The sequence below is a fragment of the Psychrobacter sanguinis genome, from assembly GCF_020736705.1.
Lineage (GTDB): Bacteria > Pseudomonadota > Gammaproteobacteria > Pseudomonadales > Moraxellaceae > Psychrobacter > Psychrobacter sanguinis.
In genome coordinates, this window is the sequence record NZ_CP085990.1 from 2140771 (window position 1) to 2158777 (window position 18007).

Genomic DNA, 18007 nt, shown 5'->3' on the forward strand with positions numbered 1-18007 from the left:
TAAAACGAGAATGGTCTAAAACGAGTCTAATAATTTATGCTCAGTATTTTTATCATAGACATAAAAAAAGGGTCGCAAATGCGACCCTTTTTATTATTGAAAATAGCGTTGTATAGCTGAATCAATATTAGTCATTGAAATGGCTTAACAAGCGCATAAACTCGAAATACATCCAAACCAGAGTGGCTAAAATACCAACACCAAATACCCACTCATAGTCTTCTGATACACCAGCAGCAACTGCACGTTCAACGTTATCAAAATCAAGCAGCAAGCTAAATGAAGCGATCACCACCACAAATAGGCTAAAGCCAATGGCCACTAAACCGCCAGTTTGGAATAAGAAAGGTAAGCTTGAGCCAAATAACACAAAGCCCCACTGCATAATGTAAATTAACAGGATGGCAAAAATAGCTGACATCATAATTGAGCGGAATTTCTCGTTTACCTTAATCATGCCTGAACGGTAAAGCCCTAACATTACTGCGGCAGTAACGAAAGTTGCCGCTAGCGCATTAGCAGGAATACTGGGGTCAATACCCATAAACATAAGGGATACACCACCTAAAAACAAGCCTTCCAAGATTGCATAAGGGGCTGCCAAAGCTTTGGCTTTTTGAGGTTTAAAGGTGATGAATAGAGCCAAACCAAAAGCAATAAACATACTGCCAAAGGTAATCATTTGGGCCATACCACCACTGATACCACCGCTGATAACAAAGAAGAAAAAGCCTAAAGCAGCAATTGCGCTAAGACCGAGCAAAAAGCTGGTTTTATGCACAACGCCCTTAACGGTCATTGATTTGCCGCCAACAGCAAGTTCTGTACGACTGACAATTGGGTTTGCCATATTAATTAGTTCCTTTAGTATTTAATTATTAATTCAATAATTATTCACAAGTTGTATAAACTCTAAACTTCTAAAATTAAGCCACTTAAACTTTAGGTATTAGTTAAGTCAGGGATTAGTTAATTATTAATCACTAATTTTAGCTAAATCTGACTTAACTCAGCCTTAAATGGATAGGTATAGTTAACGGTCATGATAACTTACTTCTATCAATTAGGTAAAGGTATGTTGAGACTTCAATACGTTAAGTGCTTGCAGTTTCCGCGACCTTGAAGATGTAAATATAAATAATGTGAATAATATGAATAGAGTTACCTATTTAATGGTTACGAGAGATCTGTATTTCAATGTGCTAACAGCAGATGCGAGTCATAACTTTGCCTCTAAGCTTGCTAAACTGTATGAAACTTGCAATATACGATTTAGTAGGCCAAATTTTATATTTTCTGACTCTCAAATTTGGCCATAGGGTAATGCAGGAAATGAGATAATGTGATACGCTTACACTCTATAAAAGCACTGTCTGAATACACAGCTTATCCTTATTAGATTAGCATTAGCACTATATCGAAGTTACACAATATTCTGTAGTTTGAAGGCTAAATGCTTTACTGCTAAGTCTTTTAAATCTTGAATAACCTAAAGTCTCAATCTTAATGACCCATTTACTGAAGCTTAAGCCTATGGAAAGCTCCGCGCAGTCTGATAAGTTGCCTAACCTATCAGATTCTACCCACTTTCATTCTATTAAAAACCCCGCCTTTAGGCGTATAGGTTTAATGGGCCGCGCCCGTAAACGGGGGGTTATTACTACTATTCATGAGATAGGGCAACGGATTAACGAAATGGGATTGAGTCTCTACGTTGATTCGGATACCGCGTCTTTACCTGATCTTGAGCTTGAAAAACTAAATCAATTACAGATAGTGAAACGTAGCCTACTTGGTGAAGTCTGTGACTTAGTCATTGTGGTAGGTGGAGATGGTTCTATTCTGCATGCGGCACAAGCATTGGCTCGTTACCGAGTACCTGTACTTGGGGTCAATAGGGGCCGATTAGGGTTTTTGACTGATGTGAATCCTGATGAGGTGGGGGTTAAGTTACGTCAAGTATTGATGGGCGATTATCAGCTCGATCAAAGGTTTTTATTGATGATGGAAATCCGTGAAGACCGCGAGGTTGTACATCAAGATATGGCCCTCAATGATGTGGTATTACATGCCGGTAAATCAGTGCATATGATTGATTTTCAACTCAAAATTGATGGCTTAGATGTTTATCGCCAACACAGTGATGGTCTAATTGTGGCGACGCCGACAGGGTCTACCGCCTATGCTTTGTCTGGAGGCGGGCCTATTATTCACCCAAGCTTAGATGCCATATGTTTGGTGCCGATGCATCCCCATACGTTGTCGAGCCGTCCCATTGTGGTCAGCGATAAAAGTGAAATCATGATTCGTATTCATGAGGACAATCGTACTCAGCCTATGGTCAGTGCAGATGGCAAACCTAGTGTGGCATTAGAGCAGCATCAAAGATTGTATATTCGAAAGCATCCGGACAAATTAACCTTATTACATCCTCCAGGATTTGATTTTTACGAGGCGTGTCGTACTAAGCTTAATTGGAATGTGCATGCTGAAGAATTTGCTTTAGATAGTGAAGATGACCAATAGTGAGATTTTAGTTTCTATTAGTTTCAACTATAAGTAGCACTAAATATCAGTCATACTAAATATGAGGTATAACATGAATAAAGAAGAAGTATTGGCAGCTATGACGCCTGAGCTAGTGGCCTCTTTTAAGACCGCCATTGAATTGGGCAAATGGCCTGATGGCAATAAGCTAACGCCAGAGCAACGTGAAACTTGTCTTCAAGCAGTGATGATATGGGAACATGAAAATCTGCCGCCACAAGAACGCGTGGGCTATATTCATAAGCCGGTTAAAAAAGACGGTACAGTGGTAGGAGAGGAATGTGATGTTGAACATGAACATCATTATCCAAACATGCCCAACCCTAAAGGCGCTATCCAGCCAGTGAAGTTTCGTTAATTCAATAGCATTTAATTATTTTCTGGCCAAAAAAAAGACTAACTTAAGTTAGTCTTTTTTTTTGGCCGATTACAAATGATAAGTGAACTAGATGTTTTTTACATCTACGTTTGGACGCGGTGTTAAGGGATTTTCTTCCATTAAGAACGCACTCCAACCCCAGTGTAAAAAGTTACGGATATTGGCGTGATCAGTCCCATTTGAGGTGGCAAGTACAGAATGATAATGCTCACCAAAGAGCTTTAAAGTATCAAGCTGGTTTAAACCATGGTGTTTGGCAAAACCAAAGATCTTTGCACTGCCTTCATTGGTACCTGGTTCATTAACCAAGTCCCCATTAATAAATTTAACAGGGGTATAACGATAAAAATCATCGATAAAGTTAATCACATCACTAAAGCCAATGGCTTTTTTGTCTAATCCGTTTAATAGTGCAGACACGTCAGAATGTCGGATACTCATAATGGCCTCATTATCAAATCAAAACTAATTATTAGATGCTAATGTTACGGTTGTCTCTTAGAGCATACGACCTAAGTACGATGCCGATAAGATAATGCTGTAAAACGATCAGCTATCTGTTGAAAAAGTCATCATCATCAAATGAAGTTGGAAAATTGCTTTGTTCCAAGTGCTGCATTTGTGACTGCATCGCACGTTCGTGCTGAATACGTTGATAGATTTCTTCACGATGGACGGCAATATCTTTAGGCGCATTGACACCAATACGAACTTGGTTGCCTTTTACACCCAACACAGTGACGCTTACTTCGTCACCAATCATTAAAGTTTCACCCACACGGCGAGTTAAAATTAACATGCGTCACACTCCTTATGTCGCAATTGAAAAAACTGGCAAATGCCAAATGATAAAATAGTCATAATGTTGCCCATTAAGTTTGCCCTTTAAAATAGGCGACCTTGATTGTCCAACACTACTTTGAAGTTATTCACTTAGTCCGAAGACTAAAATATCAGAACAACCCACTTTCCAAGGGAATAATAGTGTTCAAAATAGCATTGCTATGAATGATGTGTTTGCCCTAAGAGCTTGATTTTTCTCTTAAATACATCTGCATAGACCATATTCGAACAGAACATTATAAGGGTTTATAATACTCCCGGAAAACTAGACCAAAAAATTGTAGCAAATAAGATAGAATAACCTTTAGAAAAAGAGGTCTATCTAATGACAAAAGTACGTAAGCGTCACAATGCTGAATTTAAAAGCAAAGTCGCCGTTGAAGCCATCAAAGAACACAAAACCCTCAACGAGTTAACCGCAGAATATGGGGTTCATGCAACCCAAATCAGCAACTGGAAAAAGCAGGCTTTGGCAGTTATCCCTACTGCATTCAATACCAAACAGCAAGCCAACGAACAAGCCCAGCAAGCTATTATCGATGAACTACATAGGCAGCTAGGGCAAGTCATCAGTGAAAGAGACTGGCTTAAAAAAAAGTCCTTACAGCTACCCTGAGCACTCGTAAACAACTGCTAGAACCTGATAACAAGGATTTTAGTGTTCGTAAGCAATGTGAATTACTCAGTATCAACCGCTCAAGTCTGTACTATCAGCCAAAGCCCATCAGCGAGCTTGATATTACCCTGATGAACCTGCTTGACCAGCAGTACACCAAGACCCCATTTTATGGGGTTAAACGCATGACAGCGTATTTGAGGCAACTAGGCTATCAAGTGGGAGAAGATCGAGTTAGGCGCTTACTACGGCAAATGGGGCTAGACGCTATTTATCAGCATCCTAACACGAGTAAGCCTAACTCTGAGCATCAAGTTTACCCGTACTTGCTTAGGCATGTACCGATTAGCCGTTGTAATCAAGTATGGAGTACTGATATCACCTATATTCGCTTAGCCAAGGGCTTCGTGTATTTGATGGCGGTGATAGATTGGTACAGTCGTTATGTTCTAGACTGGTCGCTATCTACCACGCTTGAGGCGGATTTCTGCGTTGATACGGTAAGTAGCTTACTGCACAATGGGTTACGCTGTGAGATTTTTAATACGGATCAAGGCTCTCAGTTTACCAGCCCAAGATTTACCAGACCGCTCATTGAGCAGGGTATTGCCATCAGTATGGATGGTCGCGGTAGGGCACTGGATAATATCTTTGTGGAAAGGCTTTGGCGATCAGTGAAGTATGAATGCGTGTATTTGCGACAGTTTGAGACAGTCAGTCAGGCAAGAGCAGGTTTGAAAGAGTATTTCGAGTTTTACAATCATGAGCGTTTACATCAGTCGCTCGATTACCATACTCCTGCACAGGTTTATCTGGCTAACAATAGTTCGGATAATAAATCGTTTTATCAACCCAATTCTATCTTAATTTTATGATAATTTGGTCTAGACATTGGGGAGTACCTTAGTTAATGTTGTTACTGTCATTAGTAATCACTATATTTAACGCATTGACTCACTTTAATTACATTATAAAAATTAAAAGAGTCGCCACATAAATTAAATCTGATAAATTAAAAGAGTCACTAGGACTCTTAAAATTTATCAGATATGACAACCTAAAGACCAGTTATTTAATGTGAATATCCATAACGTTCAGGGCATTTAAAGATAAATACAACAAAAGCGCTATTTCACATTATGCTGCTAGCACGAGTAATAGTCATTAAATGTAATGGCCATTACCGTGGAGTCAAAGGCGTTATAAAAAACAGTTGGTTCTTAAAGACCCGCTACTTTACTTTCACCATCAGCACGATCTAGACCGAATGCAGTGTGTAAAGATTTAACTGCTTTTTCTAAATGCTGTTCTTTCATCAATACTGAGATTTTGATTTCACTGGTAGAAATCATCTGAATGTTGATGTTATTTTCAGCCAATACTTGGAACATTTTACTAGCAACACCCGCATGTGAACGCATACCAACACCGACTAAAGACACTTTCACCACGTCAGTGTTACCATGAATTTCTTTGGCACCGATATCTTGCTTGATGCCTTCAAGAATTTTCATAGCCTTTTCAAAATCTGGACGATTTACAGTGAAACTAAAATCAGTTAAACCTTGATCTGATAAGTTTTGCAAGATCATATCGATTTCGATATTAGCATCACTAATCGGGGTTAAGATAGAAGAGGCAACGCCTGGATTATCCGGCACACCGCGTACCACAATCTTTGCTTCGTCTCTGTTAAATGCGATACCTGAAATGACCGGCTGTTCCATGTCGTCTCCTTCGTCAACTGTAATCAGTGTGCCAACATTCTGGCGGAATTCTTCATCAAAGCTGCCATCTTGACCTTCGTCAAAACTAGACAGTACTCTCAAAGGTACTTGGTATTTACCAGCAAACTCGACGGCACGAATTTGTAATACTTTTGAACCAAGACTGGCCATTTCGAGCATTTCTTCAAAAGTGATTTTATCAAGTTTACGGGCTTTGGCGGTTACCCGTGGGTCAGTGGTATAAACCCCATCTACATCAGTGTAAATTTGACACTCATCAGCGCCAAGAGCGGCAGCCAATGCCACGCCCGTAGTGTCTGAACCACCACGACCTAACGTAGTAATATTGCCTTCTTCATCAATACCTTGGAAGCCAGCTACTACCACCACATTGCCTAAATCAAGCTGAGCTCTAATCTTTTCATCATCAATAGAAGCAATACGTGCTTTATTGTATTTATTATCGGTGTGAATGGCCACTTGACCACCGGTAAAAGAGCGGGCGCCAATGCCTAGCTCTTTGATAGCCATAGATAATAATGAAATAGAAACCTGTTCACCTGTAGAGACCATTTGGTCATACTCACGAGGATCTGGTGTGCTGCTAATTTGATTGGCAAGGTCGATTAATCGGTTAGTCTCACCGCTCATGGCTGATACGACAACAATCACTTGATGTCCATGGTCATGCCAGCGCTTGACTCGCTTTGCAACATTTTTGATACGGTCGATACTGCCCATCGACGTACCACCATATTTTTGTACAATCAATGTCATGTGAAACCCTTTGAATTGAAAGTTTTGGTTTTCACCATTATCTCTACTACTATCGCCCAAACTTATGCCGCTAAATGAGATGTCATCTTTATAGACAGTCACTATGGCATACGCAGTAAGAGAAAATAATAATAAAAAACGGTAATCCCTTGGTTTATTTAAAACTGTCTAAAACGTAGAGGTGTCAGTAAACGCTATTGATCAAACAATCAATTCACGGAATAACCCAAAACTATTTAGACAAACGTACTTTATAACACAACCGAACGTTACCATCAAAGAAAGCGAGACAAATTAATGATGGTAAATAGTTATAAATATCTAAACTTATTGCAATGGTTTGACGCGTCACTGAACGCGCTATGCGCACGTCCAGTGAGTTAGGCCAGTTAAGTAATTATGCATATTAAAGCTTAACCACTTTAAAACAGCATTCTAGCCTAATTGAGTGCCCAACCAAGTTGGCAACTGCGCCATAACGCCTTCTAATTTATCACTGCTTGGTGCACCGCCTTGAGCATAGTCAGGTTTACCACCACCTTTGCCACCAAGCTCTTCGGCTAAATGACGAATGATATCACCCGCTTTAATGTTGCCTGTTAGTGATTTACTGACTGAAGCGGCGAGCGCAAGTTGACCGTCTTTTTCACCCACTAACACAATAATAGTGTCTTGAAGCTTAGACTTCATGTCATCGATTAGACCGCGCATGGCTTTACCATCAATACCAGCAACTTTAGCAATCAGTACTTTTTTATCAGCGATGGTCTGTACATTGTCGACTAACGTAGCGGCTTGAGCACTGGCCATCTTTTGATTTAAGCGCTCAATTTCTTTTTCTAGCTCACGCAGTTTATCGGCCATGGTTTGTACACGGTCAGCCACTTCAGGACGTTTTGCTTTAAGCTGATTGGCTAGGGTAGTTAACTGACTGTCAGCTTGCTGTACATAACGCAGAGCACCCATACCAGTCAAAGCTTCAATACGGCGAATACCAGCGGCAATACCAGACTCTGAAGTGATTTTGAACAGGCCAATGTCACCGGTACGCTTCACGTGTAGGCCACCGCAAAGCTCGATAGAAAACGGTTTTTCAATGCCATCTTCAATTTCGGTGGTCCCCATGGTCAATACGCGAACCGTTTCACCGTATTTCTCACCAAATAAAGCGGCTGCCCCCTTGGCCATCGCTTCATCAATTTTCATCAGTTCAATCTGAGTCTCAATGTTGGCTTGAATCTGCTCATTAACCAAACGTTCAATCGTCGCCAAATCTTTTTGCGACACGGCTTGGTCGTATGAGAAGTCAAAACGTAGCACTTCACTGGACACCAAAGAACCTTTTTGAGATACCTCATTGCCCAATACCTTACGTAAGGCAGCATGCAATAAGTGAGTGGCAGAATGGTTTCTGGCACTGGCAGAGCGAATCGCAGACACTACTTGAGCATCAGCAGTCTGTTTGGTTTTTAGACTACCCATATTAACCACACCATGATGAATAATGGCTTGGCCCGATTTCTTAGTGTCTTCTACATTGAATACGCCAGAGCTAGTGCGGATTTCACCCATTTCACCAACTTGACCACCGCCTTCAGCATAGAAAGGAGTACGGTCTAAAACGATGACGCCTTCGTCACCTTCATTTAACTCATCAACTTCTTTACCTTGTTGGTAAAGACCAATGATATTGGCTTGAGTGTCGTCTAACTTTTCGTAACCAACGAATTCAGTAGGAGCATCTACTTTAATAGCAGCAGAGTAGTCCACATCAAATTTACCCGCATCACGAGCACGTTGACGTTGGATATTCATTTGCTCATCAAAGCCTGCTTCATCAATACTAATACCACGCTCACGAGTGATGTCAGCGGTTAAATCCACTGGGAAGCCATAAGTGTCATATAACTTAAAGGCGGCTTCACCGGATAAAACATCACCCGATTTTAAGCTACTGAGTTCGCTGTCTAATAGACGTAGACCTTGAGCAAGTGTCTTAGCAAATTGTACTTCTTCTTTTTCGATAGCTGCTTCGATAAAGGCTTGTTTGTCAACCAGCTGTGGGTAAGCTTCACCCATCTCTGCTACCAAAGGAGCGACCATTTTGTAGAAGAAGCTGTCTTCAGCACCCAGTTTATTACCATGTCTTACGGCACGGCGAATAATACGACGTAGCACATAACCACGGCCTTCATTACTTGGCAATACACCATCAGCAATCAAAAAACTTACCGCACGGATATGGTCAGCGATAACTTTTAAAGAAGCTTGCTCTTCGTTTTTGATACCTAATAGATCAGCAGCACTATTGATTAAATTGACGAATAAATCAATTTCATAGTTGCTGTGTACCCCTTGTAAGATAGCGCTGATACGTTCAAGACCCATGCCAGTATCTACGCTTGGTGCTGGTAGAGGCTCCATGGTGCCATCTGGCTGACGGTTGAACTGCATAAATACACAGTTCCATACTTCGATATAACGGTCACCATCTTCTTCAGGCGTACCAGGTAAGCCGCCTTCTACGTGTGCGCCATGGTCATAAAAAACTTCTGAGCAAGGACCACAAGGGCCAGTATCGCCCATGGCCCAGAAGTTATCTGACGCATAGGGTGCGCCTTTATTATCGCCAATACGGATAATACGCTCAGCAGGCAGGCCGATATCTTTATGCCAGATATCAAACGCCTCATCATCAGTCTCATAGATAGTGACATATAACTTGTCGGCATCCAAAGCTAACCAATCCGCTGAAGTTAAAAACTCCCACGCATAAGCAATGGCAGATTTTTTGAAATAGTCACCAAACGAGAAGTTACCCAACATTTCAAAGAAAGTATGGTGACGGGCGGTGTAACCCACGTTATCCAAATCATTGTGTTTACCGCCGGCACGCACACATTTTTGTGAGGTAACCGCACGGCTGTAATCGCGTTTATCGATGCCCAAAAAGCAGTCTTTAAATTGGTTCATACCGGCATTAGTGAACAACAAGGTTGGGTCGTTGTAAGGCACTAAGCTAGACGAGGGCACATGCGTGTGCTGCTTGCTGACAAAGAAGTCTATAAATGCTTTGCGCAGCTCAGCTGTGCTTAAAAATTTGCGAGTGGTAGGTGATACTGAGTTTGTAGAAGTGGGCGCAGACTGAGTCACATGAACTCCTTAAAGAATGGCGGTTAAGCTAAAGGGTTATTAACGATAAATTATAAAGGGATTTATACAGATAAAGTAGTTTTACAGCCGCAAAATAAGACATAGAGTGCTTACAAAGACGTTGCTATAAATAATAGCGTCAAAGTTTAGCATATTTAAAGCCAAAACATGACTATTGACTCAATATCAAGCAGTATACAAACAGCATATTCGTAAAATTACTGCCCATATAATTACTGCTAATAAAACTAATGGGCTCTTATATACTGTCTAATATCCTTTATTGGCTAAGGTTTCTCATCAGCTAAGCCTGCTTATAAGCTAAAATTATTCATTGGCTAAGATAGCGGCATCTGTTTTATCAATTTCATCTTTGTGATACGGGCTTGACTCAATAACAATCACTGGGATATATCTGAGTTGCAAACGTACCGGTTGATATTTTGGGTACTCTTCTTTAATTCTTATATTGATTTGCTGCTCTAAGTATTGGGCATCCGAAGATGAAGGCCGAGTTTCGCCGCGTATGACCGCTCTGACCGTTTGATAATCTTCTCTGGGTACAAACTGAGTGTTGGTCAAGGCATTGCCTTTATCAATGAAATAATCATTGACGCTTTCCTTGACTTCATTTTCAAACTTTTGCTTTTTGGTAATGGTATTAAAGTTATAGGTTAAATAGACGCCTATCCCTGCTAGCAATAACAAAGGCACCGCATTTCGGCGAAAAAATGCCACCATCGGGCTGCTTTTATAGTCATCTTCGACCAGTCGTCTAAACCCTGAAGACCATAACACTAAGGCGTTGGTAAATTGAATGGCAATAATGTTGGTAACGGCCAAAAGTAAAGCGCCTAAGCCTAACGAGCCCTCACCGTGAGCAAATAAAATACCACTGGCAGCCAAAGGCGGTACTAACGCGGTAGCAACAGCAACCCCGACAACAGCGACAGATAGCTGCGGTGAAATCATGGCATAAGCGCCTGCCGTACCGCCGGCTAGAGCAATCATTAAGTCCATTGAAGTGGGCTGGGTACGCGACAGTATTTCATTGGTAAGCGGCGAGTCTTGATGTATATATCCGATAATGAAGCCAATAAGCATCACCATCGTTGCACCGGCTAAGACAGTGAGTAATGACTTGCGTAATAGAGGCGCCCGGTAGTCAATGATGGCCAAGGCGGCTCCACTAATAGGCCCTAACATCATTGCTACCAGCATAGCGCCAATAACGACTGCTGCAGAGTTTACCACCAGTCCGTAACTGGCAATAATCGCCGATAATGCGTTCATAATAAAATACATTCGGCTTGGTAAAGCATTGGCCTCGATATCTACCCGAACGCCTGGATAGTCGATAGCTACTTTGTTTTTTTGCTCAGCCAAAAACTGTTTATAAGATTCGAGTTGTGCCTCTTTTTTGATTTTTAGCTGCTCTTCTTCTGTCAGTGGTTCTTCTTCCTTTTCCTTTTTATGTCTTCTACTTTTTTTCTTATCAGTATCAGTATCTGTGTCTGCATCATCAAGACTGACTTCAGCTACTTCATTGGCGGTATCAGAGTCAGTTTGGTAATCAGAGGGCGATAATTCCTCCACAGTCGGCAGTTCTTTAAAGTCTAATATTGCTGATGATTGGTCTGCAAGGGCATCTTTAGATCTGCTGTCATCCGTATTTCTGTCTGTTGCATTGATATCAGTTGAGTCGCTTGCAGAAACTTCTGCGTTGGCAGGTTCTTCGGTTTTCTGTAGATACTCATGAAGATTGACAGGATTTGCTTCTTGCTGAGCCAAATAATCTAAGCGCTGTTTTTCTTGTTCTGATAATGCTTCGCTTTCTTTAATAGTTTCGTTGACGGTTTTTTCAGCCTTGGCGGCATTGGGCTTGATGCCGGATTGAGACTCTATATTTTCCAAAGTTATCTGGTTTTCCGGCAGCTCACTGTCATCTGAGGAGGGCATGGTATTCACTGTCTGCGAATCATTGGCTTTTGCTTCAGAGGTAGCTGATAAATCGGATGAGTCTGTCTCAAGTGTAGCCACTGCCACATCCATTAGTGGCTTATTAATATAATCCGCCTCTATGATGATAAAGGGGCAATGACGGTGAACTTTTTTGTTAGGTACTGCCTCATACAGAGACTTAGTTAAGTCAAAATTTGCTGCATTGGTGACAAACTGAAAGTAAGGGGCTGGAATGTAAGAATCTTGCGACATTGAACGACCTTTATGAGAAACAATGTATAAAAAGCAAATGCCTATGAAAATCAATGATAAAAAATAGAAGGGTTCAATAAGAAAAATTGCTTAAATCTAGTTAATAATTAATAGATAGATTAAAGTTATTATAGTTGTCATTTTTGGTACTTATCATTATGAATAAGCAAACAGCATCACTTTAGATTATAACATTTCGAGTAATAAAGGTCGCTAAATTAGGGAGACCTGTCAAACCACGAAAATTTTAGCGAAAAACCTTATCAAAAATGTGGATTTGGTGTATAACTGTATTATTAATAATGAATCGTTAACTAATAATCATTTTTTAAGGTGAGGTATTGGACATGAACTGGCAATTATTGAGCATGATATGGGGTATGGCCGCAACTGTACTTATCGGTGTATTTATGATTACTGCTTTAGTGGTAGGGTTTGATGATATCCCTCATATTATCAGCACCGCTGTGGTAGGTGCATTAGTGGCCATTCCAATCGCTATTACCGTTACTAAGAAACTAAGCCGCATAAAATAAGTCGCATAAAATAATTTGTGTTAATCAGGTACCATAAAAAAGCCAACTCTTAGAAGTTGGCTTTTTTTATTTTGGCGTTAACTGCTTATTACATCAGAGTATCTTGCTGAATCTTCATGGTATCTTTATATCGTTTTAGTTTAGAATATAAAAATATGCCAAACATGATATTTAGTAGGCCGGTTACTAAAAACAGCTGTGGTAAAGACAGTTGTAATAAGTTTAGGATAACGATGGAGAAGATAGCAGACGTTACCATAAATATGGCATTGAAAATGTTATTGGCCCCGATAACTCGTGCGCCATGAGTCACTGGCGAATAGGCCTGCATTGCCGCATACAGTGGAACAATGTAAATGCCGCCACTAAATCCTAACAAAAATAAATCTGCAAAAACACGCCAGCTGCCGCTCACACTTGAAAGCTCGCTGATACCGAGTAAAGTGTTTGAATCAATATTCAAGCCAGATAGCGAGAAGTATAAATCAATAGCAAATAAGCTAAGCCCAGCAATACCAAAGGGTAGCAACCTAAAACTAACTTGGTTCTTAGTAAGGGTTTTACACAGTAAAGACCCTATGGCTACCCCAACAGAGAACAAGGTTAATAGAAAAATTACGACCGATTCATTACCATTTAATATCACTTTACTAAACTCAGGTGTCTGAGTTAAAAAAGTGGCACCGTAGAACCAAAACCAACTGTTGCCAATAATAATGAAAAATAATAAAGGCAACGAATATAGATATTTGATGGTATCCATACTGGTGCGCCAAATATTCCAATCAATCTTCATGTTGGGTTGAACCGCTGGCATGCTAGGTATGAACTTACTGGCTAACAGTCCTAAAGAGGCAATCAATAGAGCCATGGCGCTAACCCAGTACAAATGATTGTCCATTTGAATAAATAAACCGGCGACCATCATACCCATCAAAATGGATAAGGAAGTACCGGTTTGAAATAGGGCATTGGCGCCTACTAATTCGTCTTGGTGCATGGCTTGCGGTAGATAAGCATACTTGATAGGACCGAAAAAGGTAGATTGTGCTCCTAATAAAAATAAGGCGACAAATAATAGCCAGTAGATTTCGAATATAAGCCCAAAAGTGGCCAATACCATGATTACTACTTCTAGGACTTTGATATACCAAGTAAGCCGAGATTTTTCATATTTATCTGCCAATTGACCGGCTAAAGCTGAAAATAGGAAAAAAGGTAAAATAAACAACATGGCGGCTAAGTTATTCAGTAAACTAACTGAAGAACCTAATTTGGCTGCTGCACTATAGGTTAACAGTAGCAACAAAGCCTGTTTGAAAAAGTTATCGTTAAACGCCCCCAAAAATTGAGTAAAAAACATTGGGGTAAAGCGACGACTGCGAAAAAGCGAGAATTGTGATGCCATATATTGGCTTCCTAATATTAATGCTATTTAATTATTATGATGTTTATTAAGTCTTCGTTGAGCTGTGTAAAATTTTATTTATCTCTAAAATACGTTAAACATCTAAGTATAATAGCGATAATTTATCACACCTGAATTAAATTTGTTTTTTTGATTTATTAAAATCGCATTTGCATAGACATAACGTAGGCGTTAGTCTTTAGCCAATGGAACTACTTTAGCAAGTTAATATGGATAAGAGAGCAGCAATGCCTAATTTAGACACTACTTTGTCGCTGGCTAAGACGTCAGCTGACAATCAGTTACCTCCTTATGGCAAGTTCTACCACAGCAGCTTTAGCAATCGAAAGTTGCCTTTTCGCTATTCTAAACTGGCTTATGGATTATCAGTGTGTCTAATGACCCAGACTTTTGTCTCGGCAGTGGCCCACGCAGCTGAGCCGGTTAAGCCCACTGATCTACCAAAAGAGCAGAATGATCCTAATTTAGGCAAATCTCAAATACAAACCCAAGAGCAGTTAGAAGAGGCACTGATTGCCCTTAAGTTAAGAAAAGCGGTCGAACAAGGGATTATTGATCCCAGTGTCCTTGAAGACTATCAGCGTGAAACTTTGAACTCTCCGGTGCCTCGTCCCAACAGTCAGAAAAATACTAACGTTGCTAATAATTCAACAAATCAATCCACAAATCGACCTAATGAGAGCACTGAGGACACCTTTAAACGGGTTTTCTCTGATAGCCGCTTGCAAACAGATAATGCTGCTGGCAATCGTTTGGCAAATGCCCCAGTGATGCAGTCGCCACAGCAAATAGACCAAGCGTTGTCTCAAGTGGCGACGCAGGTATCTCATGATTTTCAAAAGCCCGTAGCACGTTTGGATTCGACTGAGCCGCCTTTAGGTTTTGATACTGATTTAGACGCCACAACACAGATTAACCCGACTAACAAACAGACGTTGGGTATTACCGATGAAGCGGTAACTGAGGAACAATTAAAAGGTACGCAGCCGGTATATCAAGCAAAAGATGTCGCTGTTAATCCCAACACTGCCCAAGCTAAGGCAGCAGAAACTGCTGCGCACCAAGCGGTTAAAAATACCGCCATTGGGCAGGTTGATAATCAAGTTAAAAAAACCAGTGGTGAGATTACTGATGACGTCGTGGTCGGAGCAGAGCAAAATGGCGCCGCTGACTCAAGTATTAATCCAGATGATTATTTGCCAGAATATCAAAATGATCCCAATCATGATTTGACAGCAATTGATACTGAAGATTACCCGGAAGATAGCGATAATTCAGAAGCAAAACCTGGATTTATTAAAGGGCTTTATAACCGCTTATTCAATGATGGTTATGCGGGCCTACCCAGAATCAAAGCCACAATTTATCGACAACAAGAAGACGGTAGCCCGCAGTCTAAGTCAAAGTTAGTCAAAGTTGATAAGAATACCCAGCCCGCGACCAATATTAAAGCGGCAATGGAGAATATCACCGTTGAGTCTATCTCTGATTTTACGGCGGTGACCCCAAAACTACACCAAGAAGCCCTAAATGCGGCTCAGGCTGTGGGATATTATGATATCAAGCTTAGCTTTAAAAGAATTGACTCCGATGAAGTGGCGGTCATTATTGAGCATCTAGGTGATCCTGTTAGGGTTAGTAGCCGAAATATTGACATACGTGGTGAGGGTAAAGACCTACCACAGTTTAAAGCCATTCAACAGGAGGCACCTCCGTCAAAAGAGGATGTCTTTAATCACGGTGTCTACAAACAGACCAAACAAAGAATCGAAACTACAACCGATCAGTTTGGGTTTTTTGATGGTCAATGGTTGAACAAATCAGTGGACGTTATCTTGCCGGATAACACTGCTGATGTGGACCTGGTTTATGATACCGGTGAACGTTATCATTTTGATAAAGTAGTTTTCTTTACTATTGATAAAGAAACGGGACAGCTAACGACAGATCCTGACAAACTGCCGGTCAAGCCAGAACTACTGCATCAGCTGCATAAGTTCGAGGTAGGCGATAAATACTATGCACCTGATGTGACTAAGTTTACCAATGATTTGTCTGCCACCCGTTATTTCAATGCGATCAACGTTGAAACGATTAGACCTAATACAGTGGGTGCTACTTTAGGCTTTGACAATGCTGTCAAGGAGAATGATTCGGCATCCAACGCTGAACAAGTGTTGAATGAAGGCAGTACAGGATCTACTGAGCTTGATAAAAATGGCCAACCTCTCGACTCTCAAGTAGCAGGGGGTATGGGCAATATCAACGAAGAATTTAAGCCCATTGAATATTCTGTTGACCAAGAAACTAGCGATAAACTGAACGAAATCACTGTCAAAGCAGAGCGTTTATCTCGACTACCTGACGATCGGGTCTTAGATGAATCTGAAGAAGAGGCCAAAAACTTATTGGGTAAAATCTCTAATGCGGTTAGTGATGCAGTGAAGAAGATTTTCCCAGATGATAAAGATCCTTTTGCTGATACTGATAATTTACCAACCGACCTGAGTAAAACCGTATTGGCAAATCGTAAAACTCCGCAACAAGTTGCCGACAGCAAAGCCGTTCCTCTTTACGTTTTTGTTACCGCCGATAAGCCTAGAGATGTCGACTTAGGTATTGGTTATGGTACCGATACTGGTGTACGAGCAGTTGCTCGTATGGAGCATAACTTGATTAATCGCGACGGTTATCAAGCGGGTGTTAGCGTGGGGGCGTCAAGAATCAATAAATCGGTGAATATACACGCCAGCCGTCCTTGGAAGCATCCACTGGATGACACACTCACCGCAAACTTGAGTTATGAACAAGAGACCATCGATCAAGGCAAAAACAACTTAGATTTAGATACCAATACCCTTAGGGCAGGGATATCACGTAATATTCGTAAAGATGAGGGATGGAATAGAACCTACTCTTTAAGATATCGACTTGATGACCTTGAAAGTGGGGTAAAAGGGCCAGATCGTGAAAATCTACCGGTTCCTTTTAACCGAGAAGGCGCTAATTTTAGCCAAGAAGCTTTATTACTGGGTTATCAGATTGATAAGACAGTGGCTGATAATGCCACTAATCCTACCAAAGGATGGCATCAATATTATTCAGTGGAAGCGGGGGCTGATAAAGCATTGTCTGATACCGATATGGCGATTGCTAGAGCAGGGGTTAGTGGGGTATATAGCTTCGGGGATATGAATAAGCACCAGGTTATAGCAAGTCTAGATGGGGGCTACATTTGGGCCAATGATTTTGAGGATGTACCCTATAAGTTACGATTCTTCGCCGGCGGTGACCGTAGTATTCGCGGTTACGATTATAAAAGTTTGTCAGCTACTGAAAAGGGTTATTTGGTGGGGGGTCAAGTCCTTGCTGTCGGTAGTACCGAGTATAACTATGAATTTAAACCAGGCTTTAGAGGGGCGGTCTTTGCCGATGTCGGTAACGCTTATGATACTAACTTTGAAGCAGAAACCAAACTTGGTGTGGGATTCGGTGTACGTTGGGCTTCTCCCGTAGGTATGGTACGAGTAGACTTAGCGGCAGGGGTATTAGAAGACAGTATTCCTGTTCGATTGCATTTCTTTATTGGCTCACCACTGCAATAATAAACAAAGCTTATGTAGTGTTAATAAAGCTTATGCTGTTGCCGTTATAACCAATATCATTTACTATGACTCGACTTTAGTCCTCTTGTGAAAACAGGCCATATTAACCCTAAATATTGTAAGCTTTAATGAGGTTTAGAGGGATTTGAACTGAGATTAATTCATTGATAAACCGCTCAGT

General features: G+C 40.9%; 12 protein-coding genes. 5 read left to right on the forward strand and 7 right to left on the reverse strand.

Annotation, left to right across the window (positions count from 1 at the left end):
* Positions 1–127 precede the first annotated feature (127 nt).
* Positions 128–850: a Bax inhibitor-1/YccA family protein gene (locus LK453_RS09060; RefSeq protein ID WP_007395238.1), complete on the reverse strand. Its 723-nt coding sequence runs from the start codon at positions 848–850 to the stop codon at positions 128–130.
* A gap of 656 nt (positions 851–1506) precedes the next feature.
* Here LK453_RS09060 and LK453_RS09065 point away from each other — a divergent pair.
* Complete coding sequence (locus tag LK453_RS09065; protein WP_007395237.1) at positions 1507–2526, forward strand: NAD(+) kinase; 1020 nt, start codon at positions 1507–1509, stop codon at positions 2524–2526.
* A gap of 73 nt (positions 2527–2599) precedes the next feature.
* The gene (locus LK453_RS09070; RefSeq protein ID WP_044298341.1) at positions 2600–2905 is read left to right on the forward strand and encodes a YeaC family protein; all 306 of its coding nucleotides are present in this window, start codon (positions 2600–2602) and stop codon (positions 2903–2905) included.
* An 87-nt stretch (positions 2906–2992) separates the two neighbouring features.
* Here LK453_RS09070 and LK453_RS09075 read toward each other — a convergent pair whose 3' ends face one another.
* Together LK453_RS09075 and csrA are read right to left on the reverse strand one after the other, a co-directional pair.
* Entirely contained in the window at positions 2993–3367 is a 375-nt protein-coding gene (locus LK453_RS09075; protein WP_007395235.1) for a HopJ type III effector protein, read from the reverse strand.
* 112 nt (positions 3368–3479) lie between these two features.
* Entirely contained in the window at positions 3480–3725 is a 246-nt protein-coding gene (gene csrA, locus LK453_RS09080) for a carbon storage regulator CsrA (RefSeq protein WP_007395234.1), read from the reverse strand.
* Positions 3726–4094: 369 nt separating this feature from the next.
* On the opposite strand from csrA, the gene LK453_RS09085 reads away from it, so the two are divergent.
* A protein-coding gene (locus tag LK453_RS09085; protein ID WP_227945133.1) for an IS3-like element ISPpy1 family transposase occupies positions 4095–5260 on the forward strand; the annotation gives its coding sequence in 2 pieces (ribosomal slippage) (positions 4095–4368 and positions 4368–5260; 1167 coding nt in all).
* Between the two features lie 345 nt (positions 5261–5605).
* On the opposite strand, the gene LK453_RS09090 is transcribed toward LK453_RS09085, so the two are convergent.
* The 3 genes from LK453_RS09090 to LK453_RS09100 all read right to left on the reverse strand — a co-directional run bounded on the left by LK453_RS09090 (position 5606) and on the right by LK453_RS09100 (position 12256).
* Positions 5606–6889 carry an aspartate kinase gene (locus LK453_RS09090; RefSeq protein ID WP_201541642.1) on the reverse strand — a complete coding sequence of 428 codons (1284 nt, stop codon included), beginning with the start codon at positions 6887–6889 and terminating at the stop codon, positions 5606–5608.
* A 435-nt stretch (positions 6890–7324) separates the two neighbouring features.
* Complete coding sequence (gene alaS, locus LK453_RS09095) at positions 7325–10042, reverse strand: alanine--tRNA ligase (protein WP_007395231.1); 2718 nt, start codon at positions 10040–10042, stop codon at positions 7325–7327.
* A 327-nt stretch (positions 10043–10369) separates the two neighbouring features.
* Positions 10370–12256: a DUF389 domain-containing protein gene (locus LK453_RS09100; RefSeq protein WP_201537382.1), complete on the reverse strand. Its 1887-nt coding sequence runs from the start codon at positions 12254–12256 to the stop codon at positions 10370–10372.
* Between the two features lie 347 nt (positions 12257–12603).
* Here LK453_RS09100 and LK453_RS09105 point away from each other — a divergent pair, with 347 nt between their 5' ends.
* A complete protein-coding gene (locus tag LK453_RS09105; RefSeq protein WP_007395229.1) occupies positions 12604–12792 on the forward strand; it encodes a hypothetical protein in 189 nt (62 codons plus the stop codon).
* An 88-nt stretch (positions 12793–12880) separates the two neighbouring features.
* Here the strand turns inward: LK453_RS09105 and LK453_RS09110 are convergent, their stop codons facing one another.
* Positions 12881–14200 carry an MFS transporter gene (locus LK453_RS09110; protein ID WP_201528374.1) on the reverse strand — a complete coding sequence of 440 codons (1320 nt, stop codon included), beginning with the start codon at positions 14198–14200 and terminating at the stop codon, positions 12881–12883.
* A 230-nt stretch (positions 14201–14430) separates the two neighbouring features.
* Here LK453_RS09110 and LK453_RS09115 point away from each other — a divergent pair, with 230 nt between their 5' ends.
* Complete coding sequence (locus tag LK453_RS09115) at positions 14431–17826, forward strand: autotransporter assembly complex protein TamA (RefSeq protein ID WP_007395227.1); 3396 nt, start codon at positions 14431–14433, stop codon at positions 17824–17826.
* Positions 17827–18007: the final 181 nt, after the last annotated feature.